This is a genomic window from Pleomorphomonas carboxyditropha, assembly GCF_002770725.1.
GTDB lineage: Bacteria > Pseudomonadota > Alphaproteobacteria > Rhizobiales > Pleomorphomonadaceae > Pleomorphomonas > Pleomorphomonas carboxyditropha.
The window spans coordinates 41,279-63,791 of record NZ_NQVN01000026.1 but is presented as its reverse complement, the minus strand read 5'-3'; the positions used below and the strand labels follow the sequence as shown (position 1 = coordinate 63,791).

Annotated in this window: 18 protein-coding genes and 1 pseudogene; 13 read left to right on the top strand and 6 right to left on the bottom strand. The window is 67.0% G+C overall.

Annotation, left to right across the window (positions count from 1 at the left end):
* The 11 genes and pseudogenes from CJ014_RS23915 to serA all read left to right on the top strand — a co-directional run.
* Positions 1-126: pseudogene (locus tag CJ014_RS23915) on the top strand (glyceraldehyde-3-phosphate dehydrogenase); the annotation flags it as partial.
* A 160-nt stretch (positions 127-286) separates the two neighbouring features.
* A complete protein-coding gene (locus CJ014_RS23910) occupies positions 287-1,480 on the top strand; it encodes a phosphoglycerate kinase (RefSeq protein WP_100083019.1) in 1,194 nt (397 codons plus the stop codon).
* Between the two features lie 89 nt (positions 1,481-1,569).
* Positions 1,570-2,214: a thiamine phosphate synthase gene (locus CJ014_RS23905; RefSeq protein WP_100083018.1), complete on the top strand. Its 645-nt coding sequence runs from the start codon at positions 1,570-1,572 to the stop codon at positions 2,212-2,214.
* A gap of 72 nt (positions 2,215-2,286) precedes the next feature.
* Positions 2,287-3,291 (top strand): tetratricopeptide repeat protein, encoded by a 1,005-nt coding sequence (locus CJ014_RS23900; protein WP_100083017.1) that lies wholly within the window; start codon positions 2,287-2,289, stop codon positions 3,289-3,291.
* Between the two features lie 619 nt (positions 3,292-3,910).
* On the top strand, positions 3,911-4,699 hold the full coding sequence (locus CJ014_RS23895; protein ID WP_100083016.1) for an inositol monophosphatase family protein: 789 nt from the start codon (positions 3,911-3,913) through the stop codon (positions 4,697-4,699).
* Positions 4,700-4,826: 127 nt separating this feature from the next.
* The gene (locus CJ014_RS23890; RefSeq protein ID WP_100083015.1) at positions 4,827-5,828 is read left to right on the top strand and encodes a flagellar motor protein MotA; all 1,002 of its coding nucleotides are present in this window, start codon (positions 4,827-4,829) and stop codon (positions 5,826-5,828) included.
* Positions 5,829-5,850: 22 nt separating this feature from the next.
* The gene (locus tag CJ014_RS23885) at positions 5,851-6,879 is read left to right on the top strand and encodes a peptidoglycan -binding protein (protein WP_100083014.1); all 1,029 of its coding nucleotides are present in this window, start codon (positions 5,851-5,853) and stop codon (positions 6,877-6,879) included.
* Positions 6,880-7,020: 141 nt separating this feature from the next.
* The gene (gene glmM / locus CJ014_RS23880) at positions 7,021-8,367 is read left to right on the top strand and encodes a phosphoglucosamine mutase (protein ID WP_100083013.1); all 1,347 of its coding nucleotides are present in this window, start codon (positions 7,021-7,023) and stop codon (positions 8,365-8,367) included.
* A 218-nt stretch (positions 8,368-8,585) separates the two neighbouring features.
* A complete protein-coding gene (locus CJ014_RS23875; RefSeq protein ID WP_165790970.1) occupies positions 8,586-9,389 on the top strand; it encodes an outer membrane protein in 804 nt (267 codons plus the stop codon).
* Positions 9,390-9,571: 182 nt separating this feature from the next.
* Positions 9,572-10,747, top strand: coding sequence for a phosphoserine transaminase (locus tag CJ014_RS23870; protein ID WP_100083011.1), 1,176 nt, complete (start codon positions 9,572-9,574; stop codon positions 10,745-10,747).
* Positions 10,748-10,922: 175 nt separating this feature from the next.
* Entirely contained in the window at positions 10,923-12,509 is a 1,587-nt protein-coding gene (gene serA, locus CJ014_RS23865; RefSeq protein ID WP_100083010.1) for a phosphoglycerate dehydrogenase, read from the top strand.
* Between the two features lie 229 nt (positions 12,510-12,738).
* Here serA and galU read toward each other — a convergent pair whose 3' ends face one another.
* Positions 12,739-13,614 carry a UTP--glucose-1-phosphate uridylyltransferase GalU gene (galU, locus tag CJ014_RS23860; protein ID WP_100083009.1) on the bottom strand — a complete coding sequence of 292 codons (876 nt, stop codon included), beginning with the start codon at positions 13,612-13,614 and terminating at the stop codon, positions 12,739-12,741.
* Between the two features lie 241 nt (positions 13,615-13,855).
* Here galU and CJ014_RS23855 point away from each other — a divergent pair, with 241 nt between their 5' ends.
* A complete protein-coding gene (locus tag CJ014_RS23855; RefSeq protein ID WP_100083008.1) occupies positions 13,856-15,127 on the top strand; it encodes a lytic murein transglycosylase in 1,272 nt (423 codons plus the stop codon).
* A 27-nt stretch (positions 15,128-15,154) separates the two neighbouring features.
* Positions 15,155-16,273: an SGNH/GDSL hydrolase family protein gene (locus CJ014_RS23850; protein WP_100083007.1), complete on the top strand. Its 1,119-nt coding sequence runs from the start codon at positions 15,155-15,157 to the stop codon at positions 16,271-16,273.
* Between the two features lie 78 nt (positions 16,274-16,351).
* Here CJ014_RS23850 and CJ014_RS23845 read toward each other — a convergent pair whose 3' ends face one another.
* The 5 genes from CJ014_RS23845 to CJ014_RS23825 all read right to left on the bottom strand — a co-directional run bounded on the left by CJ014_RS23845 (position 16,352) and on the right by CJ014_RS23825 (position 22,251).
* Entirely contained in the window at positions 16,352-17,551 is a 1,200-nt protein-coding gene (locus CJ014_RS23845; RefSeq protein ID WP_207765850.1) for a cupin domain-containing protein, read from the bottom strand.
* 75 nt (positions 17,552-17,626) lie between these two features.
* Positions 17,627-18,619 (bottom strand): LacI family DNA-binding transcriptional regulator, encoded by a 993-nt coding sequence (locus tag CJ014_RS23840; RefSeq protein ID WP_100083005.1) that lies wholly within the window; start codon positions 18,617-18,619, stop codon positions 17,627-17,629.
* Positions 18,620-18,700: 81 nt separating this feature from the next.
* Complete coding sequence (locus CJ014_RS23835) at positions 18,701-19,612, bottom strand: ABC transporter substrate binding protein (protein ID WP_100083004.1); 912 nt, start codon at positions 19,610-19,612, stop codon at positions 18,701-18,703.
* A gap of 53 nt (positions 19,613-19,665) precedes the next feature.
* A complete protein-coding gene (locus CJ014_RS23830; RefSeq protein WP_100083003.1) occupies positions 19,666-20,640 on the bottom strand; it encodes an ABC transporter permease in 975 nt (324 codons plus the stop codon).
* Positions 20,641-20,751: 111 nt separating this feature from the next.
* Positions 20,752-22,251: a sugar ABC transporter ATP-binding protein gene (locus tag CJ014_RS23825; protein WP_100083002.1), complete on the bottom strand. Its 1,500-nt coding sequence runs from the start codon at positions 22,249-22,251 to the stop codon at positions 20,752-20,754.
* Positions 22,252-22,513 lie beyond the last annotated feature (262 nt).

Below are 22,513 nucleotides of genomic sequence, written 5' to 3'. Positions count from 1 at the left end.
TTCCACCTCGACCAGACCAAGGTGATGGACGGCTCGCTCGTCCGCATCCTCTCCTGGTACGACAACGAGTGGGGCTTCTCCAACCGCATGGCCGACACCGCCGTCGCCATCGGCAAGACCCTCTGAGCCAGAACGAACAGGTCAGGGCCCGCTCTCCGGACGACCCCCACGACGGGGTCCCGCCGGAGGGCGGGCTCGACCGCTCTTACCGCGGCAGACCGCCCTTCCGCCGCAAGCGCGGCCCCGCGCGACACCGGAGCGGCGGCGCATGAAGCGAGGACCCACCATGAGCAGCTTCAAGACCATCGATGACGCCGACGTCGCCGGCAAACGCGCCCTCGTCCGCGTCGACCTCAACGTTCCCATCGAGAACGGCGTCGTCACCGACACCACCCGCATCGACCGCATCGTTCCGACCATTCGCGACCTCGCCGACAAGGGCGCCAAGGTCGTCCTCCTGGCCCACTTCGGCCGCCCGAAGGGCGAGCGCAAGGCCGAGGACAGCCTGAAGCCGATCGTCGCCCCGCTGGCCAAGGCCATCGGCAAGCCGGTCGCCTTCGCCGACGACTGCATCGGCGACGTGGCCGAGAAGGCCATCGCCGCCCTCTCCAACGGCGACATCCTGCTGCTCGAGAACACCCGCTACTACAAGGGCGAGGAGAAGAACGACCCGGCGCTGGTCGACGCCCTCGCCAAGCTCGGCGACCTCTACGTCAACGACGCCTTCTCGGCCGCCCACCGGGCGCATGCCTCGACCGAAGGCCTCGCCCACAAGCTGCCGGCCTATGCCGGCCGCACCATGCAGGCCGAGCTGACCGCTCTCGGCGCCGCCCTCGGCACGCCGAAGCGCCCGGTGCTCGCCGTGGTCGGCGGCGCCAAGGTGTCGACCAAGATCGACCTCTTGGAAAACCTCGTCGCCAAGGTCGACATCCTGGTGATCGGCGGCGGCATGGCCAACACCTTCCTGGCCGCCCAGGGCGTCAACGTCGGCAAGTCGCTCTGCGAGCACGACCTCGCCGACACCGCCAAGCGCATCCTGGCCAAGGCCAAGGAGACCAAGTGCGAGATCGTGCTGCCGGTCGACGCCGTCATCGCCCGCGAGTTCAAGGCCGGCGCCGCCAACGAGGTGGTGTCCGTCAACGCCGTTCCGGCCGACGCCATGATCCTCGACGCCGGCCCGAAGTCGATCGACGCCGTCAAGGCCGCCATCGACAAGGCCAAGACGCTGGTCTGGAACGGCCCGCTCGGCGCCTTCGAGATCGAGCCGTTCGACAAGGCCACCGTGGCCGCCGCCCAGTATGCCGCCGCCGCCACCAAGGCCGGCAAGCTCCTGACGGTCGCCGGTGGCGGCGACACCGTCTCGGCGCTCAACCACGCCGGCGCGGCCGACGACTTCACCTACATCTCGACAGCCGGCGGCGCCTTCCTGGAATGGATGGAAGGCAAGGAGCTGCCGGGCGTCAAGGCGCTTGAGGGCTAAAGCCTGTTTGTCAGCCAGGTTTGTGATATGAAGCGCCCCGTGCTCCGGGAAAACCTGGGGCACGGGGCTTTCCTTTCTCGGAGGTCAAGTTGCGCGCCCGCCTGTTCCTGATCACGCCCCGCGTCGTCGATGCCGCCACTTTCGCGCCCAAGCTCGAAGCGGCGCTGGCCGCCGGCGACGTCGCCTCGCTGCTGATCGCCCCCGACGCCGTCACGGAAAACGACCTCCAGGCGATCGCCGAGGCGCTGGTGCCGATCGCCCAGAAGCACGACGTCGCCGCGCTCGTCTCCGGCAACAGCCGCGTCATGGGCCGCGCCCGCGCCGACGGCATCCACATCGAGGCGGGCGAGACGGCGCTGAAGGAGGCGATCGAGGCGTTGCAGCCGAAATCCATCGTCGGCGCCGGCAACCTGCGCGCCCGCCACGAGGCGATGGAAGCCGGCGAGGCCGGCGCCGACTACATCTTCTTCGGCCTCCTCGACCTCGAGGAAGGCGAGGAGGCGCACCGCAAGACCATCGATCTCGGCGCCTGGTGGGCCGAGCTGTTCGAGCCGCCCTCCGTGCTGCTGTCCGGCCGCTCCATGGCCTCGGTCGAGACCTGCGCCCGCACCGGCGCCGACTTCGTCGCCGTCCGCGCCGCCGTCTGGGAGCACCCCGACGGACCGGCCGCCGCCATCGCCGAGGCCAACGCCATCCTCGACCGCGTCGCCCAAGACGTCCCGGACAATGAATAGCCGCCGCAATCCCGGCCAACTTGGCCGCTAACGCTGCCTCGGACGATCGATCCCAACAGAGCCGAAACCGCGATGCCGATGCCGCCTGAAGTCCGCGCCGCCCGTCTCGCCGCCGCGATCGGCTTCATCCTCCTCGCCGCGCCGGCGGCAGCGGTCGAATCGACGCCGCCGCCGAAGCCCGAGCCGCCACCGGCGACGACGGCGGCGCCGGCGGTTCCCGACCTGCTCAAGTCGCTGCCCGACAACGACAAGATCGACTACGCCTTCGGCGCCTTCCAGCGCGGCTATTACCTCACCGCCTTCGAGATCGCCGTCGAGCGCGCCAAGCTGGGCGACGCCAAGGCGCAGAGCCTGATCGGCTATCTCTACGCCAACGGCCTGGGCCTGCCGAGGAAGCCGGACGAGGCGATCATCTGGTACCGGCTCGCCGCCAACAATGGCGATCCGCAGGCCCTCGTCGAGCTCGCCAACCTCGCCGCGCTCGGCGTCGGCATGCCGGTCGACAAGAAGAAGGCGGCGAACTATCTCGAAGAGGCGCTCGGCAAGGGCGTCGTCGAAGCCAACTACTGGCTGGGCCTTCTCTGCATCGACCCGTCCTCCGGCATTCTCGACTATGGCCGCGCCGCCGCCCTGTTCAAGGCGGCCGCCGACGAGGGCAACATCGACGCCGTCTACGCGCTCGCCGCCCTCAACCGCGAGGGCCAGGGCGTGCCGAAGAACGAGGCGGAAGCGGCGCGGCTGATGGGCGAGGCGGCGCGCGCCGGCCACGTCGCCGCCGAGGTCGAATATGCCATCATGATGTTCAACGGCACCGGCGTCGTCCGCGACCAGAAGATCGCCGCCGCCTGGTTCAAGGTGGCGGCCGAGGCCGGCAACCCGGTGGCCCAGAGCCGCCTCGCCCGCCTCTACGTGGCCGGCGAGGGCGTGCCGCGCGATCTCGACATTGCCCGCCACTGGTACAGCTACGCCAAGGCGGCCGGCCTCACCGACGACTGGCTCGAACAGACTCTGGCGCCGGAGGCAGCGAAGGCGGAGGAACAGCCCCCCAACCTGCCCGGCGTCGACGCCGGCAACTGAACGGCGCCGCAAGACGGAGCCCTATATTTCCCCCTCGCCCTTTCCTGCCCGAGGTCCTACGCCTTCGCGTAGGATGACAGAATTATATATAGGAAACAGGTACATAACCTATCCATAAATTGTCATCCTACGCGAAGGCGTAGGACCTCGGGCAGAATGGAGCGGCCCACCGATATCGATCTCCTACCAGTTCGCAGGCAATTGCTCCCGAAGCCGCACTAGCGGCTTCCGGCGCCAAGCGGCGCCCGCGCGGAGCGCGAAAGCCAAGGGCCGGAGGCCCGCCGGCGACTGAGGCCAAAATCAAGACCCGAAGCCGCATTAGCGGCTTCCGGCGCCAAGCGGCGCCCGCGCGGAGCGCGAGAGCCTAAGGGCCGGAGGCCCGCCGGCGATTGAGGCCAAAATCAAGACCCGAAGCCGCGACCAGCGGCTTCCGGCGCCAAGCGGCGCCGCGCGGAGCGGGCCTTTCGTGGCGAAGCCCCGAAAGGCGTAAAGCGGAGCGGAAGCCTAAGGGCCGGAGGCCCGCCGGCGACTGAGGCAAAAAATAAAACCAACACTTGCGCTCGGCGGCCGTTTGTGATGGCTACGCAGCCAACGTTTTTCCCTGAAGGATCCCGAGAAAATGGCTCGTTCCGCCCTCCTCAACGTCATGGTCCAGGCCGTCCGCAAGGCCGGGCGCGGTCTTGCCCGCGATTTCGGCGAGGTCGAGAACCTGCAGGTGTCGATGAAAGGCCCGGGCGATTTCGTCTCGGCCGCCGACAGGCGCTCCGAGCAGGTGCTGTTCGACGAGCTGAAGCGGGTGCGTCCCAGCTACGGCTTCCTGATGGAGGAGCGCGGCGAGGTGGCCGGCGAGGACGAGCAGCACCGCTGGGTGGTCGACCCGCTGGACGGCACCGCCAACTTCCTGCACTCGATCCCGATCTTCTCGATCTCGGTGTCGCTGGAGCGCAACGGCGTGCCGATCGCCGGCGTCGTCTTCAACCCGGCCACCGACGAGCTCTACACCGCCGAGCGCGGCGCCGGCGCCTTCGTCAACGACCGCCGCCTGCGCGTCTCGGCCCGCCGCGACATGCCCGAATGCGTGATCGGCACCGGCGTGCCGCATCTCGGCCGCGGCAACCACCCGCGCTATCTCAACGAACTGCGCCAGGTGATGGCCAACTGCGCCGGCATCCGCCGCCTCGGCTCGGCCGCCCTCGACCTCTGCTACGTCGCCGCCGGCAAGCTCGACGGCTTCTGGGAAGACGACCTCAACGCCTGGGACACCTCGGCCGGCTGGCTGATGATCAAGGAGGCCGGCGGCTTCGTCACCGACAAGGCCGGCAAGGACGACATGCACGCCTCGCGCACGCTGGTGGCCGGCAACGAGGCGATCCACGCCCAGCTTCTCGCCACGCTCAGGAAGGCCTGACCGCCGCGCGCCGCGACTCCGGGCGGCTTCCCCTGAAAAATTGGGGCGAAGCGGCCGTGCACCTTGCTCTTTTTGCCGTAAATCGCGTTTACTGTGCGCCGCGATCAGAAAGAGCAAGCGAACAGCCATGGCCAAAGATGCGTCCGGTATCAAGCTCACCAGCCCTCAGGTGTATCTCTGGCGGATGGCGGTGTTCCTGGTCATCGCCGCCTTCGTCGGCCTGTTGCTGTCGCGGCAGCTCAAGACCGCCTTCATGGCCAACCCCGGCCTCAACGGCCTGATCTTCTCGGTGGCGCTGGTCGGCATCCTGCTGATCTTCCGCCAGGTGATCCGCCTGTTCGCCGAGGTGCGCTGGGTCAACACCTACCGCTTCGGCGAGCCCGGCCTCGAAGTGCGCAAGCAGCCGGTGCTGCTCGCCCCGATGGCGACGCTGCTCGGCGACCGGCTCGGCCGGCGGGCGATCTCCGCCTCGGCCATGCGCTCGCTGCTCGAATCGATCGCCACCCGTCTCGACGAGGCGCGCGACATCTCCCGCTACATGACCGGCCTTCTGGTGTTCCTCGGCCTCCTGGGCACCTTCTACGGCCTGATCTCCACCGTCAATTCGGTGGGCGCCACCATCCAGGGCCTCGACGTCGGCTCCGGCACGGCCAGCGTCATCTTCGAGGATCTGAAAAGCGGCCTGCAGGCGCCGCTCGGCGGCATGGGCACGGCCTTCTCGTCCTCGCTGTTCGGCCTTGCCGGCTCGCTGATCGTCGGCTTCCTCGACCTTCAGGCCGGGCAGGCGCAGAACCGCTTCTACCTCGACCTCGAGGACTGGCTGTCCACCCAGGCCGAGCTCGATTCGGCCGGCGACGTCGGCGCCAGCATCCGCGACGCCCAGAACATCGACGACCTCAGGGGCGCCCTCGAGCACCTCTCCAAGCAGATCCAGGACGGCGGCGCCGGCACCCGCTCCAGCCAGGCGATGGCCAACCTCGCCGAGGGCATCCAGGGCCTCGTCCAGCACATGCGCGCCGAGCAGCAACTGGTGCGCGCCTGGGCCGAGAGCCAGGGCGAGCAGCAGAAGGAAATCCGCCGGTTGCTGGAGCTTCTGACCGGCGCCGTCGAGCGTTCGGACCGCGGCTGAACAGGCAGGAGGGAGTTCGACCATGGCCCTCGGACGCCGCAGGTTTTCGACCCAGCAGGACTACTGGCCGGCCTTCGTCGACATGCTCACCACGCTGGTGCTGTCGATCATCTTCCTGCTGTCGGTGTTCTCTCTCGCCCAGTTCTTCCTGAGCCAGCAGATCACCGACCGCGACACCGTGCTCGGCCGCCTCAACGCCCAGATCGCCGAGCTGACCGAGCTGCTCGCCATGGAGCGCGCCTCCAACCGCGACCTGCAGGACAACGTCGCGCTCCTGGAATCGAACCTCAAGGACGCGCTGGCCACCCGCGACAACCTCCAGGGCCTGATCGCCAGCCAGTCGGGCGCCGCCGACGCCGCCGACAGCAAGGCCGAGGCGCTGAGCTCGCAGCTCTCCGACGAGAAGCGCGTCAGCCAGCGGGCGCTCGCCCAGGTCGAGCTGCTCAACCAGCAGATCGCCGCGCTGAGGCGGCAGATCGCCGCCCTGGAGGACGCCCTCAACGCCTCCGAATCCCGCGACCGCGAGAGCTCGGCCAAGATCGCCGACCTCGGCCGCCGCCTCAACGTGGCGCTGGCCCAGCGCGTGCAGGAACTGGCCCGCTACCGCTCCGACTTCTTCGGGCGCCTCAGGGAGATCCTGTCGCAGCGCTCCGACATCCGCGTGGTCGGCGACCGCTTCGTCTTCCAGTCGGAAGTGCTGTTCGATTCCGGCAACGACGACGTCAACCCGGCCGGCCGGGGCGAGCTCGACAAGCTGGCCGAGGCGGTGTTGCAGCTCGAAGGGCAGATCCCGCCGGAGATCGCCTGGGTGCTGCGCGTCGACGGCCATACCGACGCCCGGCCGCTCTCCGGCACCGGCCGCTTCCGCGACAACTGGGAGCTCTCCGCCGCGCGCGCCATCTCGGTGGTCAAGTACCTGATCGGCAAGGGCATCTCGCCCAACCACCTGGTGGCCGCCGGCTTCGGCGAATTCCAGCCGCTCGAAGAGGGCGACAGCGACGAGGCCAACGCCAAGAACCGCCGCATCGAGCTGAAGCTGACCGAACGCTGAGTTCTCGCATCGAACCCGCCAAGCCGTAACAGTCGTTCACAATTTTTGACCCGCTGCCGTTCACCGGCCGTTTATCATCCGGGCCGCAAAAAGAACGAGGCGCCCGGGGCGCCCCTTTTAGGGAAAGCGCGGACGAACGACATGGCACGCAGATTTTTCGGGACCGACGGCATCCGCGGCACGGCGAACAGCTGGCCCATCACGCCGGAAATCGCCCTCAAGGTCGGCATGGCCGCCGGCCTCGCCTTCCATCGCGGCGACCACCGCCACCGCGTCGTCATCGGCAAGGACACCCGCCTGTCCGGCTACATGATCGAGCCGGCGCTGACCGCCGGCTTCACAGCCGTCGGCGTCGACGTGTTCCTGACCGGTCCGGTGCCGACGCCGGCCGTCGCCATGCTGACCCGCTCGCTCAGGGCCGACCTCGGCGTGATGATCTCCGCCTCGCACAATCCCTTCGCCGACAACGGCATCAAGCTGTTCGGCCCCGACGGCTACAAGCTGTCCGACGAGGTGGAGCTGGCCATCGAGGACATGCTGGACGGCGACTTCACCGGCCGCCTCGCCGCCCCCGCCGATCTCGGCCGCGCCAAGCGCGTCGACGGCGAGCGCGCCCGCTACGTGGAATCGGCCAAGCGCACCCTTTCCCGCCACATCTCCTTCGAGGGCCTGCGCGTGGTGGTCGACTGCGCCAACGGCGCCGCCTACAAGGTCGCCCCGGAGGTGCTGTGGGAGCTCGGCGCCGAGGTGGTGGCGCTCGGCGTCGAGCCGAACGGCCTCAACATCAACCGCGACTGCGGCTCGACCAGCCTCGCCGCCATCACCGAGAAGGTGCGCGAGGTCAGGGCCGACATCGGCATCGCCCTCGACGGCGACGCCGACCGCGTCATCATCATCGACGAGAAGGGCCAGGTGGTCGACGGCGATCAGTTGATGGCCGTGGTCGCCGCTTCCTTCAAGGAGGACGGCCGCCTCGCCCGGCCCGGCCTCGTCGCCACCGTCATGTCCAACCTCGGCCTCGAACGCTACCTCCAGGGCATCGGCCTCGAGCTGGTCCGCACCAAGGTCGGCGACCGCTACGTCGTCGAGGCGATGCGGGCGGGCGGCTACAACGTCGGCGGCGAGCAGTCCGGCCATATCGTGCTGTCCGACTACGCCACCACCGGCGACGGCCTGGTCGCCGCGCTGCAGGTGCTGGCGGTCGTCAAGCGCTCCGGCAAGCCGGTCAGCGAGGTCTGCCACCGCTTCGACCCGGTGCCGCAGCTTCTGAAGAACGTCCGCTTCAAGGGCGGCAAGCCGCTCGAGGACGACGGCGTCAAGGCGGCGATCGTCGCCGCCGAGGGCCGGCTCGGCGCCGGCGGCCGCATCCTCGTCCGCGCCTCCGGCACCGAACCGCTGATCCGCGTCATGGGCGAAGGCGACAACGCCGATCTCGTCGCCGCGGCGGTCGGCGACATCGTCGATGCCATCGGCAACGCCGCCATTTGACGTTTTTGTCGGTTTGTTTCCGGACCTGCCCCGGCGGCGCAATGCTACCGGGGCATTTTCGTCAGCAATCCCAGAGAGTTCCGCAATTTTACGGATCATCAAGGTTAAGCAACGTAGTTAAGTCCGGATTAACCGACTTGCCCTAATACTCGATCCGAAAGCGATGATGAACGGCGGCCCACCGCCTCGCGATCATGCTTCTCCGGAAGGATCGACTTATGCGCAGTCTCACAATGAACCTCTCCCTGGCCATGGCTGCGACATTCGGCCTCGTGGCCTTCTCCGGCATGGCCAGCGCCGCCGACATGCCGACGGAATACCCGCCGATCATCGAAGCGCCCGAGCCGATGCCGCTGCCGGCCGTCGGCGGCTGGTATCTGCGTGGCGATATCGGCTACAAATTCTACCAGGCGCCCAAGGCCTCGTTCAGCGACCCGAGCTGGGGCAGCATCGGCAACAACGGCAACATGCGCGACGAGAAGATGCTCGGCGCGGCCGATTTCGGCGCCGGTGTCGGCTACAAGTTCAACGATTATCTCCGCACCGATCTGACGCTCGACTACGAGACGCCCGCCAAGTTCAAGGGCTCGGTGTTCTGCGTGAGCACCCCCTGCGGCGGCGGCACCTGGAACGCCAGCGAAAGCGCCAAGATCACCGCCTACAGCGCGCTTGCCAACCTCTACGCCGACCTCGGCGATTTCCATGGCCTGAAGCCCTATATCGGCGCCGGCGCCGGCGCCTCCTACCTCAAGACCAGCGACGTCAAGTCCGGCGGTCTCGATGCCAACACCGGCAACGGCCCGAAGGGCGAGGGCAAGTGGAACTTCGCCTGGGCGGTGATGGCCGGCGTCGAATATCCGATCAGCGATCGCCTCAGCCTCGATCTCGGCTACCGCTACCTCAACCTGGGCGATGCCAAGACGGGCACCGTCACCGATGGCTCCGGCAACGTGACGCGCACCGATTACAAGGATATCGCCGCCCACGAGGTGCGCCTCGGCCTGCGCTATTATCTCAACTGACGAGCCGGCTAATTCAACATGCGACAGCGGCGGGAAGACATAGGTCTCCCCGCCGCTTGTCTTTTGGCAACACTCCCAATCGAGCCGCGTCGAGCCGGCTTGACGGCGCACGGCCTTTCCGATAGCTCAGGCGGCGGGACACTCCTCCCCACCGAGGAGCGCCTATCTGAAAGGATAGTTACATGACTGACGCGACCGCCGCGCCGGCTCTCAAGCCGGCTAATGCCCGTTTTTCCTCCGGCCCCTGCGCCAAGCGCCCGGGATGGACCGTCGAGGCTCTCGCGGGGGCGCCGGTCGGCCGCTCCCACCGCGCCAAGATCGGCAAGACCAAGCTCGCCGAGGCGATCGACCTGACGCGCCAGGTTTTGCGCGTTCCCGCCGATTATCGCATCGGCATCGTGCCGGCTTCCGATACCGGTGCCGTCGAGATGGCGCTGTGGTCGCTCTTGGGCGCCCGCCCTGTCGACATGCTGGCCTGGGAATCCTTCGGCGCCGGCTGGGTGACCGACGTCGTCAAGCAGTTGAAGCTCGACGCCCGCGTCTTCGAGGCGCCCTACGGCGACATCGTCGACTTCGCCAAGGTCGATTTCGACCGCGACGTGGTGTTCACCTGGAACGGCACCACCTCCGGCGTGCGCGTGCCGAACGGCGACCTGATCCCGGCCGACCGCCAGGGCCTCACCATCTGCGACGCCACCTCCGCCGCCTTCGCGCAGGCCCTGCCCTTCGACAAGCTCGACGTCGTCACCTTCTCCTGGCAGAAGGTGCTGGGCGGCGAGGGCGGCCACGGCATCCTGATCCTCTCCCCGCGCGCCGTCGAGCGGCTCGAAACCTACAAGCCGGCCTGGCCGCTGCCGAAGATCTTCCGCCTGACCTCCGGCGGCAAGCTGATCGAGGGCATCTTCAAGGGCGACACCATCAACACGCCGTCGATGATCTGCGTCGAGGATTATATCGACGCGCTGAAGTGGGCCGAGGCCATCGGCGGCCTCGAGGCGCTGATCGCCCGCGCCGACGCCAACACCAGGGCCATCGCCGACTGGGTCGCCAAGACGCCGTCGGTCGCCTTCCTGGCGAAAACCGAGGCGATCCGCTCCAACACCTCGGTGTGCCTGAGCTTCGTCCACCCGCAAGTCGCCGCGCTCGACATCGCGGGCCAGCAGGCCTTCGTCAAGACGCTGACCGGCCTTCTCGAAAAGGAAGGCGTCGCCTTCGACATCGCCTCCTACCGCGACGCCCCTCCGGGCCTCAGGATCTGGTGCGGCGCCACCGTCGAGACCGCCGACGTCGCCGCCCTGACGCCCTGGATCGACTGGGCCTTCGACAAGGCGCTGGCCGGGCTCGCCAAGGCCGCCTGATCTATACTTCTCGGAGAGGCGAGCCATTGCTTGCCTCCTCCTACCCTCCCCTCAATCGGGCGGGAAAATCCTTTAGCCGCAGTGACATTCCATCCGGCGCTACCGGTCTCGTTTTTCCGTTCCGACGAGCGGGAAAGGACAAGGTATAGGCGCCATCCAACCCAGGATGACTCCCATGGCTCCTCGCGTTCTCATTTCCGACAAGCTGTCCGCCACCGCCGTCCAGATCTTCAAGGACCATGGCGTCGAGGTCGACTACCAGCCCGATCTCGGCAAGGACAAGGAAAAGCTGGCCGAGATCATCGGCAACTACGACGGCCTCGCCATCCGCTCGACCACCAAGGTCACCGAGAAGCTCTTGGCCAACGCCAAGAACCTCAAGGTGATCGGCCGCGCCGGCATCGGCGTCGACAACGTCGACGTGCCCGCCGCCACGGCGCGCGGCGTCATCGTCATGAACACGCCGTTCGGCAACTCGATCACCACCGCCGAGCACGCCATCGCCCTGATGTTCGCCCTGGCCCGCGAGCTTCCCGAGGCCAATGCCTCGACGCATGCCGGCAAGTGGGAGAAGAACCGCTTCATGGGCGTCGAGCTGACCAACAAGACGCTCGGCGTCATCGGCTGCGGCAACATCGGCTCGATCGTCGCCGACCGCGCCGTCGGCCTGAAGATGCGCGTCATCGCCTATGATCCGTTCCTGTCGAACGAGCGCGCCGTCGAGCTCGGCGTCGAGAAGGTGGAGCTCGACGAGCTGTTCCGCCGCGCCGACTTCATCACGCTGCACGTGCCGCTGATCGAGAAGACCCGCAACATCATCGACATCTCGGCCATCCTGAAGATGAAGAAGGGCGTGCGCATCATCAACTGCGCCCGCGGCGGCCTGATCGTCGAGGCCGACCTGAAGGCGGCGCTCGATTCCGGCCACGTCGCCGGCGCCGCCCTCGACGTGTTCGAGACCGAGCCGGCCACCGCCCATCCGCTGTTCGGCCACCCGAAGGTGGTCTGCACGCCGCATCTCGGCGCCTCCACCACGGAAGCGCAGGAGAACGTCGCCTTGCAGGTCGCCGAGCAGATGTCGGACTACCTGATGAAGGGCGCCGTCTCCAACGCCCTCAACATGCCCTCGATCACCGCCGAGGAGGCGCCGCGCCTGACGCCGTTCGTCAAGCTCGCCGAGCTCCTGGGCTCGTTCGCCGGCCAGCTCACCGAGACCGGCCTCAAGGCGATCCGCATCGAGTACGAGGGCGAAGTCGCCGGCATGAACATCCGCGCCCTCAGCGCCGCCGCGATCACCGGCGTGCTGAAGCCACTGTTGCAGTCGGTCAACATGGTGTCGGCGCCGGTGATGGCCAAGGAGCGCGGCATCGCCGTCGCCGAGGTGCGCAACAACGCCTCGGCCAACTTCGAGAGCCTGATCCGCCTGACGCTGACCACCGATCGCCAGGAGCGGTCGATCGCCGGCACGGTGTTCGCCGACGGCCATCCGCGCATCGTCGAGATCAAGGGCATCAAGATGGACGCCGAGTTCGCGCCGTCGATGATCTACGTCACCAACGAGGACAAGCCGGGCTTCATCGGCAAGTTCGCCGGCCTCTTGGGCGACGCCGGCATCAACATCGCCACCTTCGCCCTCGGCCGCCTCGAACAGGGCGCCGACGCCATCTGCCTCGTCGAGGTGGATGGCGACGTGCCGGCCGAAGTGCTCGACAAGGTGAAGGCCATCCCGGTGGTGCGCCAGGTCAAGGCGCTGAAGTTCTGACCGGTTGCTCCGGCAGTTCCGGCTTGGACATACACGTCATTCGGAAGGGGCGCCCGATATCGGCCGGGCGCCCTTTCCGGCCCGAGGTCCTCCGCCTTCGCGGAGGATGACAATAAATTATATATATGAAACAGCTACATAGCCTTGATGAAAGGGGCGCTCCAACCGGAGCGCCCCCTTTTATTTTGTCTATGTGCCATCAAACCGAAGCCGCCGCCGGCGACTGAGGCTAACCTAGAGCGGCCCTGAGCTCACCCGCAATGTCGGGATGGATATCGGTGCGCTCGCTGCCGTAGGCGATGTTGGCCTTGAGGAAGCCGAGCTTGGTGCCGGTGTCGAAGGTGGTGCCGCGAAAGCGCACGCCGCAGAAGGCCTGCTCCCTGGCGAGCCGCAGCATGGAATCGGTGAGCTGGATCTCGCCGCCGGCGCCCGTCTCCTGGTTGCCGAGCAGCTCGAAGATGCGCGGCTGCAGGATGTAGCGGCCGGAAATGTAGAAGTTGGACGGCGCGTCGGCCGGCTTCGGCTTCTCGACCATGTCGGTCACCTCGAACACGTCGGGGGCGAGCGTCTTGCCGAGGGCGACGATGCCGTAGGACGAGGTCTGGGCCGGATCGCATTCCTCCAGGCTGACGACGTTGCCGCCGCTCGCCTCGTAGGCGTCGACCATGCTCTTCAGGCAGGGCACCGTGTGCTTCATCAGCATGTCGGGCAACAGCACGGCGAAAGGTTCGTCGCCGACGATGTCGCGGGCGCACCAGACGGCGTGGCCGAGGCCGAGCGGCTCCTGCTGGCGGGTGAACGAGGTGGTGCCGGCGGCCGGGCGCTCGGCGCGCAGCTCTTCGAGCGCCGCCGTCTTGTTGCGGGCGATCAGCGTCGCCTCCAGCTCGTAGGCGAGGTCGAAGTGGTTCTCGATCACTTCCTTGCCGCGGCCGGTGACGAAGACGAAATGCTCGATGCCGGCCGCCTTGGCCTCGTCGACGACATACTGGAGCGCCGGCCGGTCGACGACGGTCATCATCTCCTTCGGCACGGCCTTGGTGGCCGGCAGGAAACGGGTGCCGAGGCCGGCGACGGGAAAGACGGCTTTACGAATGCGTTTGGACATGAAGCACTCCTGAGCGGCAATTTGGGTGACGATCCGGACGTTTGGACGTCTGCCGCGTGGGCGGGACCATCAATAGCGGAAAAATGTTTAATTTTGGAAATGTGGGGCTGGTCGAATAAATTCCTTTGCGAAAGGTCCGAAAGTCGGACGGTCGGCACCGAAGCGCCAGGGAATTTAACCGATCGTTTACCATAAGTCTCGTCTCTGAAAAGACAATGCAGGCCGGAAAAAGGAGCGCGTCATGCTGAACATGTCACGGATCGCCCGAGGCGGTGCCGCCCTGTCGCTCGCCGCCCTCATCGCCGGCTGCGCCATCCTCGGCAACGACTTCGCTTCCTCGGGCGCGCCCGGCCTGCCGCCGCTCGCCGACGGTCCGATACCGCCGGCCTTCACCGCCTTCGTCGAAAGCCAGTGGCCGGCCGCCGAGGCGCGCGGCGTCACGCGCGCCACCTTCGCCGCCGCCTTCCGCGGCGTCGGCCCCGACGACGACGTGCTCGCCAAGGCGACCAGCCAGCCGGAATTCTCGCGCGCCATCTGGGACTATCTCGACGACATGGCGGCGGAAAGCCGCATCGCCACCGGCCGCGACATGCTGGTGCGCCACCGCGCATTGCTCGACCGCATCGAGGCGACCTATGGCGTCGATCGCCATGTCGTCGTCGCCATCTGGGGCATGGAGAGCAGCTACGGCGCCATCCTGCGCGACCCCACCAAGGTGAAGAACGTGGTGCGGGCGCTGGCGACGCTCGGCTGGCGCGGCGGCTCGCGCGCCGCCTACGGCCGGCAGCAGCTCAACGCCGTCTTGCGCATCCTAGAGCATCACGACGTCGACGCCCGCCACATGACCGGCTCGTGGGCCGGCGCCATGGGCCAGACGCAGTTCATTCCCACCACCTATCTCGCCTATGCCGTCGACTTCGACGGCGACGGCCGCCGCGACATCTGGACCTCGGTGCCGGATGCGCTCGCCTCCACCGCCAACTATCTGAGGAAATCCGGCTGGCAGGCCGGCGCCACCTGGGGCTACGAGGTGGTGCTGCCGCCGGGCTTCGACAGCTCGCTCGAAGGGCGCTCGGCCTCGCTCGCCGACTGGACGGCGCGTGGGCTCACCCGCGCCGCCGGCAGTGCCTTCCCGCGCCCCGGCGATCAGGCCACCCTGCTGCTGCCGGCCGGCCCCGGCGGCCCGGCCTTCCTGACGCTCCGGAACTTCCAGGCGATCAAGCGCTACAACAACGCCAACGCCTACGCGCTCGGCGTCGGCCATCTCGCCGATCGCCTGGCCGGCGGCGGCCCGTTCGTCAAGCCCTGGCCGCGCGGCTACACGCCGCTCGACGAGGCCGGCCGCGCCGAGCTGCAGTCCCGCCTCAACGCCATCGGATTTCCTCTCGAGAAGATCGATGGTAAGGTCGGCCCGCAAACCGTCGCCGCCATCCGCGCCTTCGAGGCGCAGCGCGGCCTGGCCGTCACCGGCAACGCGTCGCTCGAACTGCTGACGCTGCTGCGAAACGGCTGAAGCTTTCGGCCTGGAGGCCCGTCTCCCGTGTTCCGTCGCTGCGCAAGCCTGTCGACCGTCGTCATCCTCGCCGCCGTCTGGCTGGCGACGCCGGCGTCGGCGCAGTTCTTCAAGACGCAGCCCCAGCCGCCGCAGCAGCAGCAAACCGACAACCGGCCGTTCCTGATGCGCCTGTTCGGCCTCGGCCGCCAGGAGCAGCAGGTCGCGCCGCCGTCCGTCGGCCCCCGCATCATCAAGGTGCCGCCGGCCGGCCAGCAGCGCAAGGCGGCGCCGGCGCCGGCCGCCGTCGTCAAGCCGCAGAACCCCAAGCAGGACGACGCCCGCGTCGTGCTGGTGATCGGCGACCGGCTGGCCGCCGACCTCGGGCGCGGCCTCGACGTCGCCTTCGCCGACCGGCCGGACGTCCGCGTCGAGACCAAGACCATCGACGACGCCGGCCTCGCCTCCACCGAGGACATCGACTGGAAGGCCTTCCTCGAAAAGCGCCTGGCCGACAAGCCGCGGCCGGCCGCGGTGGTCGCCATGATCGGCCGCGCCGACGGACGGCCGATCGAATTGCCCGATCGCGTCGTCGACTTTCCCTCGGCCGACTGGGAGACCATCTACAAGGCCCGGCTCAACGAATTGATGCGCGTGACGCGCGAGCATGTCGTGCCCTTCCAGTGGGTCGGCCTGGTGCCGGTCGCCAGTCCGCAGGCGACCAACGACGTCACCTATATCGACGGCGTCATCCGCGACGAGGCGAGCGAAAAGGGAGCGACCTACATCGACGTCTGGGAGCCGTTCTCGCAGAACGGCGCCTTCGTGGCGAGCGGCCCCGACCTCGACGGCCAGGTGCGGCAACTGCGCCTCAAGGACGGCATCGGCTTCACCCGCTCCGGCGCCCGCAAGCTCGCCTTCTACGTCCAGCAGAGCCTCGGCGCCGCCCTGAACGTCGCCGCCCCCACCGCCAACCTGATGCAGCAGGTGTCGGGCGGCGGTCTCGTCATGCTCCTGAACGATCCCGGCGCCGCCGGCGAGGACAAGCTGATCACCGCCGCCGACCTCACGCAGCCCAAGCCCGGCACGCCCCTCCACCGCCTCGTCGTCGAGGGCCTGCCGCTTGAGCCGGTGCCCGGCCGCTACGACGCCACCGCGCTGAGGTAATCCTTCCGCGGAGCCGAATGACTGCGGCCGGATTCCCTCACGGAACCCAGCCGGTGCGTTTCTCGGGTAGATAAAAGCTCAGCCGATCGAGGGATCGCCGGCGTTGGGGCCGAAGTGCTTGAGCATGACCAGCGGCTCGACCTTGCTGAGGTTGACGATGGTCAGGCCGGCCCTGGCCGCCTTTTCGCTGACGAAATACTCGTCGGCCGACAACTGGCCGTAGCGCAGCATGGTCGCGGTCTCGGCGTCGAACACGCCGACCTTGCCGTGACCCTGGGTGAGCACGCAGCCGTAGGCCGCCGCGTCGCGGATGGTGACGCTGGCGCCCGGATGGACCGTCAGCTCCTTGGCGGCGATGTAGCCGGTGGCATAGACGACCCATTTCTCGACGTGCTGCTCGCTCTCCGAGGCAACGAGCGGCGGCCGGAAATAGGTCTTGCGGTAGGACGGGTCGACGTTGGCCTCCCAGTCCATCAGGCTCATGACGTAGTCGAGGTCCTCCTTGCTCTCCTCGGGGCAATTCTCGACCAGGAACTCGTAGGGGTAGACCTCGTGGTTGACGATGTTCTCGTAGACGGAGTTGACGTCGCTGTTCCACTGCGGCTCGTAGGTGAGATAGGAGCCCGGCGCGTGGACGACGCCCGGCGGCGTGTACCAGCCGGTGCCGAGCTGGATGCGATAGGCGCGGGAAAGCTCGGTGACGCGGTTGTCGGTCTGCCGGTAGAGGGCGAGGCGGGCGCGCACCTCGTCCCTGGTCATGTCCGGGTCGAAGCCGAAATAGGTGTGTGGGAAGAGCCCCGGATGGTTGTTGAGCTGCGGCGGGAAGTAATAGGCCTCCGGCTTGCCCTTGCGGCCGACGCGGCGGGCGTCCTCCTCGCGCAGATGCAGGTGCAGGAACAGCGGCGCGTTGAAGTCGAAGAACTTCGAATACATCGGCCAGGTGCCGTATTTGGCCTTGAGTTCCGGCCCGATGATGTCGGCGCCTAATTCGGCGACGGCGTCCCGGAACAGGAACCTGTCCTCGATCCGCCCGGTCGGGTCGACATAGCTCATGCCCTCGTCGGCCGGCGCCAGCGGACCGTTCATGGCGGCGATCACCGAGGAGAACCAGCGCTCCTTGATCGAGCCGCGCGCCGTGCCGAGCGCATAGTAATCGTCGGGATGCAGGCGCAGGCGCTGGCCGGCCGACGAGAAGCGGCGGGGAACGAACACGGGCGCGAGACGCAGCACCCCCTCGCCTTTTTCGAAAGCGTCCCTGATTTTGGACAAAGCAGTCACGTCGACCTCCTTGGATCGTTTTTCAATCTGATCGATTTTGGATTGGGTGACCCCGCGCGGGGCGTCAGTCTGTCGTCATCTGTGGCAAACCGAGTCGCGCACGACGAGTTCGGGCCGCACGACGATGCGGGTCGGCTTGGCGTGTCCGTGCTCGATGCGCTCGAGCAGCAGGCGCACGGCGTGCTGGCAGATCTCGCGGAACGGCTGGCGGATGGTGGTCAGCGTCGGCCGCACCATCTCGCCGAGCTGGATGCCGTCCATACCCATGATCGACACGTCCTCCGGGATGCGCATGCCGAGCCGCGCCAGCTCCTGCATGGCGCCGATGGCCAGGAGGTCGCTGTGGGCCCAGATCGCCGAGAATTCGCAGCCCTGCCCGAGCAACTTGCGCACCATGGCGATGCCGGTCTCGAACTCAAAATCCGGGCCCGAGACGTGATGCACTTCGATGCCCTTTTCGGTCAGGAAGCTGCGGAAGCCGTCGAGCCGCTCGCGCGACAGGCTGACCGTCTCCGGGCCGCCGATGCAGGCGACCTGCCGGTGCCCCATCGAGTAGAGATAGCGGGCGGCGATCTCGCCGGCCTCGCGGTTGAACACCACGACCCGGTCGGCCTCCTCGTCATCGGGCGCCCGGTCGATGCCCACCACCGGAATGCCGAGCCGGTTGAGGCTCTTGACCACGGCGCTCTCGTCGGACACCTGCGAGACGATGACGCCGTCGACGCTCATGCCGATGAAGTTCTTCAGCACCCGCTCCTCGGCCTCGGCATCGGCCTGGGTGTTGCCGAGCAGCATGGTGAAGCCGTGGCTGACGCAGGCTTCCTCGACGAAGTAGATGAAGTTGGCGAAGGTCTCGTGCAGGATGCTCGGCACTATCAGGCCGATGCTCTTGCGCGACTTGTTGCGGAGGCCGCGCGCCAGAAGGTTGGGACGGTAGTCGAGCGTCCGGATCGCCTCCAGCACCCGCTCCCGCGTCTCCTCGTCGACCGGACGACTGCCGGTGATGACCCGCGATACCGTCGACGGCGAGACGCCCGCAGCCTTGGAAACATCCTTGAGTGAAGCCAACCTTCAAATCTCCCGTTGCGCGAGGCCGTCCCCCGCAGGGCGACCCGGCAGCCAGGCCGCCGGATCGCCGCCGGTTCTACCTTACTGCAAGCTGTCGACGTTTTCCTTGGTGATCAGCTTGAAGGGGATGTTCACAACCTTGGGCACGTCCTCGCCCTTGAGGATCTTGACGGCCATCTCGACGGCCGTCGCCCCCTGGCCATGCGCGTCCTGGAAGACGGTGGCGGCCATCTTGCCGTCCTTGACCGACTTCAGGGCGTCGGCGATGGCGTCGATGCCGATCACCGGGATGTCCTTGGCCTTGCCGGCCGCCTCGACCGCCTTGTAGGCGCCGAGGGCCATCTCGTCGTTCTGGGCGACGATGGCGTTGAGCGGCCGTCCGGTCTGCAGCCAGTTCTCGGTGAGGCTGAGCGCCTGGGCGCGATCCCAGTTGGCGGTCTGCTCGAACAGCACCTGGATGTCCGGGTATTTCTCGAGGACTTCCTTGTTGCCCTCGGTGCGCTGCACTTCCGCCGAATGGCCGTTGGGTCCGTGGATGATGGCGATGTTGCCTTTGCCCCCCAGGAGATCGGCGATGTACTGCATCTCGATCCGGCCGGCCTCGATGTCGTCGGAGCCGACGTAGGTGTTGGCGAGCTCGACGTTGGCCACCTGCGCGTTGAACACCACCAGCGGAATCTTGGCGGCAACCGCCTTCTGCACGGCCGGCACGCAACCCTCCTTGTCGAAGGGAATCAGCATGATGGCGTCGACGTGCTGGGCGATGAAGTTCTCCACCTGGGAGATCTGCACTTCCGCCTTGCCCTGGCCGTCGCTCTCGATCAGCGTCACGTCGAGTTCCTTGGCCTTCTCCTCGACCGCCTTGGCGATGTTGACGATGAATTCGTTCTGAAGGTTCTGGTAGCTGACGCCGATCCGGTAGCCGGCCGACGCCGGCGACATCAGGCCGCCGGCCATGGCGAACGCCGCGCAGAACATGAGTGCCTTCTTCATTTTCGTCTCCTCCTTTGCTCGGTCTGTTTGTTGGTTGACCGATCTTCAAATTCTCAGCGCGAGTTCTTCGTGTATTGATCGAGAAGAACCGCGGATATGATGATGATTCCCTTGACGATCTGCTGGAAGTACGAAGAGACGTTCAGCAGATCCAGGCCGTTGTTCATGGTGCCGATGATCAGCGTGCCGATCACTGTGCCGAGGATGGCGCCGGTGCCGCCGGCCAGGCTGGTGCCGCCGATGACCACCGCGGCGATGGCGTCGAGCTCATAGCCGGCGCCGGCGGCCGGCGAGCCGGTCATGACGCGGGACGACAGGATGATGCCGGCGAACCCGGCGAACAGGCCGGCCAGCGTGTAGACGCCCAGCTTGACGCGGCCGACGTTGAGGCCGGACACGGTGGCCGCCAGCTCGTTGCCGCCGACCGCGTAGACGTGCCGGCCGAACTTGCAGAAATGCAGCAGGAAGGCGCCGATCAGCACCACGGCTATGAACAGGAACACCGGCAGGGGAACGCCCCAGAGGTAGCCGCCGCCGATGGTGTTGTATTCGTCGCTGAGATTGATCACCGGCCGGCCGTCCGACATGACCAGGGAGGCGCCGCGCACGATGGTCATCATGCCGAGCGTGACGATGAACGGCGCGATGCGGCCCTTGGCGATGATGAAGCCGTTGACGCCGCCGCACAGCGCGCCGACCGCCAGGCCGACCAGGATGGGCACGATCACCGGATAGCTGTCGGGATGGGCCACCGACGAGGCCGACACCGCCGCCAGCGCCACGATGGCGCCCACCGACAGGTCGATGCCGCCGGTGATGATCACCAGCGTGGCGCCGACGGCGATAATGCCGTTGATCGAGCACTGGCGCAGGATGTTGAGGATGTTGTCGAAGGTCAGGAACCAGGGCGACCACAGCGACAGGAAGACGAACATCACCGCGAAGGCGATGTAGATGCCGTAGCGGGCGGCGATTTGCTTGACCTTGGTTCCATAGCCGTCGGCGCCGGCCAGAGATGCCATGCTCATTGTTCTCCTCCTGAAGCATCTCCGGTGAAACGGATCACCGGCAATGTTCTAACTCTTTGTTTTTATGTGATTTCCAACGCAAGGCCGCGACGCGCCCTTGCCGGAAACGCCCTAGTGACTGCCGGTGGCCGAAGCCATGACGGCTTCCTGGCTGAAATCCGCCCGCGCGTATTCGCCCGTCACCTCGCCGCCGTGCATGACGAGGATGCGGTCGCTCATTCCGAGAACTTCGGGCAGCTCCGACGAGATCATGATGATCGCCTTCCCCTCTCTGGCGAGCGCCACCATGATCTTGTGGATTTCCGACTTGGCGCCGACGTCGATGCCGCGCGTCGGCTCGTCGAGGATGATGATCTCGGGATCGGCGAGGATCCACTTGGCGATCACCACCTTCTGCTGGTTGCCGCCCGACAGCGTGTCGACGATCTGCCGGTAGGACGACACCTTGATCTTGAAGCGGTCGATCTGTCGGCGGACGACATCGACCTCCTGGCGGGCGCGGATGACGCCGCCGAGATTGCAGTAGCGGGCGAGATTGACCAAGGAGACGTTGTCCTTCACCGAGGCGCGGAGGTTGAGGCCCATCAGCTTGCGGTCCTCGGATACCAGCGCGATGCGGTGGCGAATGGCGTCGCGCGGGCTGGCGATCGCCACCGGCCGCCCGCCGATGCGGATCCGCCCGGCCGACGGCTTGCGGATGCCGAAGATGGTCTCGACCAGCTCGGTCCGCCCGGCGCCCATCAGCCCGGCAATGCCCAGGATCTCCCCGCGCCGGAGCTCGAAGGAGACGTTGCGGACGCGGCTGTCCTGCGACAGGCCGTCAACCGACAGCACCACCTCGCCGAGCGGCACGTCCTCCTTGGGGAACATCTCGTCGATGCGGCGACCGACCATCATCGCGATCAGGCTCTGCGGCGTCAGCTTGTCGGTCGGCTGGGTGTCGATGTAGCGGCCGTCGCGCATCACCGTCATCTCGTCGGCGATCCGGAACAGCTCATTCATCTTGTGGGAGATGTAGATCACCGCCTTGTTGGCGGCCTTGAGCGTGTGGATGATCTCGAACAGCTTCTCCACCTCGCGGTCGGTGATCGCCGACGTCGGCTCGTCCATGACGATGATCTCGGAATCGAAGGAGATGGCCTTGGCGATCTCCACCATCTGCATCTCGGCCACCGACAGGCTCGACAGCCGGGCCGACGGGTTCATCTCCAGCCCGAGCGTCTGAAACAGCCGCCGGGCGTCGGCGTTCATCCGGCGGCGGTTGACGACGCCGGACCGGCCGTAGACCGGCTCGCGGCCGATGAAGATGTTCTCGGCCACCGTCATGGCCGGAATGGGATTGAGCTCCTGGTAGATCATCGAGATGCCGAGATCGAGCGCGCCCTTCAGGCCGTTGATCTGCACCGGCTCGCCGCGCAGCCGGATCTCGCCGGCATCCGGGCGGTACATGCCGTTGAGCACTTTCATCAGCGTCGACTTGCCGGCGCCGTTCTCGCCGATCAGGGCGTGGACGCTGCCGGCGCGAACGCGCAGGCAAACGTCGTCCAAGGCACGGACACCGGGAAAGCTTTTTGAGATTCCGACCATCTCGAGAAGCCAGTCCGAAGCCATGTTTCCTTCCTCCCGTCGACTCGTCGTGCAATCGTTGTCCTAAACGGACCAACAATCGACATGAGCGGGGTTATGATCCCAGCTCCAAGGCCTGTCAATCCGCTTCCATCCGATTATACCAAGGGATTAGCAGGCCAGAATATGCCTATTCAAATCGATTAAGCAAAGAGTTGGCTGATACTTAGCGCATGAATCTCAAGCAATTCCAATCAGGCAAACGTTTTCCATCAGCTTGACAAGCCGCCAACGGCGAGCCGATAGA

What these genes read in the sequence shown, in the direction of transcription:
- CJ014_RS23855 (WP_100083008.1), top strand. Translation starts at nt 13,856, where the DNA reads ATGCTGAACATGTCACGGATCGCCCGAGGCGGTGCCGCCCTGTCGCTC.
- CJ014_RS23895 (WP_100083016.1), top strand. Translation starts at nt 3,911, where the DNA reads ATGGCTCGTTCCGCCCTCCTCAACGTCATGGTCCAGGCCGTCCGCAAG.
- glmM (WP_100083013.1), top strand. Translation starts at nt 7,021, where the DNA reads ATGGCACGCAGATTTTTCGGGACCGACGGCATCCGCGGCACGGCGAAC.
- galU (WP_100083009.1), bottom strand. Translation starts at nt 13,614, where the DNA reads ATGTCCAAACGCATTCGTAAAGCCGTCTTTCCCGTCGCCGGCCTCGGC.
- CJ014_RS23830 (WP_100083003.1), bottom strand. Translation starts at nt 20,640, where the DNA reads ATGAGCATGGCATCTCTGGCCGGCGCCGACGGCTATGGAACCAAGGTC.
- CJ014_RS23825 (WP_100083002.1), bottom strand. Translation starts at nt 22,251, where the DNA reads ATGGCTTCGGACTGGCTTCTCGAGATGGTCGGAATCTCAAAAAGCTTT.
- serA (WP_100083010.1), top strand. Translation starts at nt 10,923, where the DNA reads ATGGCTCCTCGCGTTCTCATTTCCGACAAGCTGTCCGCCACCGCCGTC.
- CJ014_RS23890 (WP_100083015.1), top strand. Translation starts at nt 4,827, where the DNA reads ATGGCCAAAGATGCGTCCGGTATCAAGCTCACCAGCCCTCAGGTGTAT.
- CJ014_RS23900 (WP_100083017.1), top strand. Translation starts at nt 2,287, where the DNA reads ATGCCGATGCCGCCTGAAGTCCGCGCCGCCCGTCTCGCCGCCGCGATC.
- CJ014_RS23910 (WP_100083019.1), top strand. Translation starts at nt 287, where the DNA reads ATGAGCAGCTTCAAGACCATCGATGACGCCGACGTCGCCGGCAAACGC.
- CJ014_RS23885 (WP_100083014.1), top strand. Translation starts at nt 5,851, where the DNA reads ATGGCCCTCGGACGCCGCAGGTTTTCGACCCAGCAGGACTACTGGCCG.
- CJ014_RS23835 (WP_100083004.1), bottom strand. Translation starts at nt 19,612, where the DNA reads ATGAAGAAGGCACTCATGTTCTGCGCGGCGTTCGCCATGGCCGGCGGC.
- CJ014_RS23875 (WP_165790970.1), top strand. Translation starts at nt 8,586, where the DNA reads ATGCGCAGTCTCACAATGAACCTCTCCCTGGCCATGGCTGCGACATTC.
- CJ014_RS23870 (WP_100083011.1), top strand. Translation starts at nt 9,572, where the DNA reads ATGACTGACGCGACCGCCGCGCCGGCTCTCAAGCCGGCTAATGCCCGT.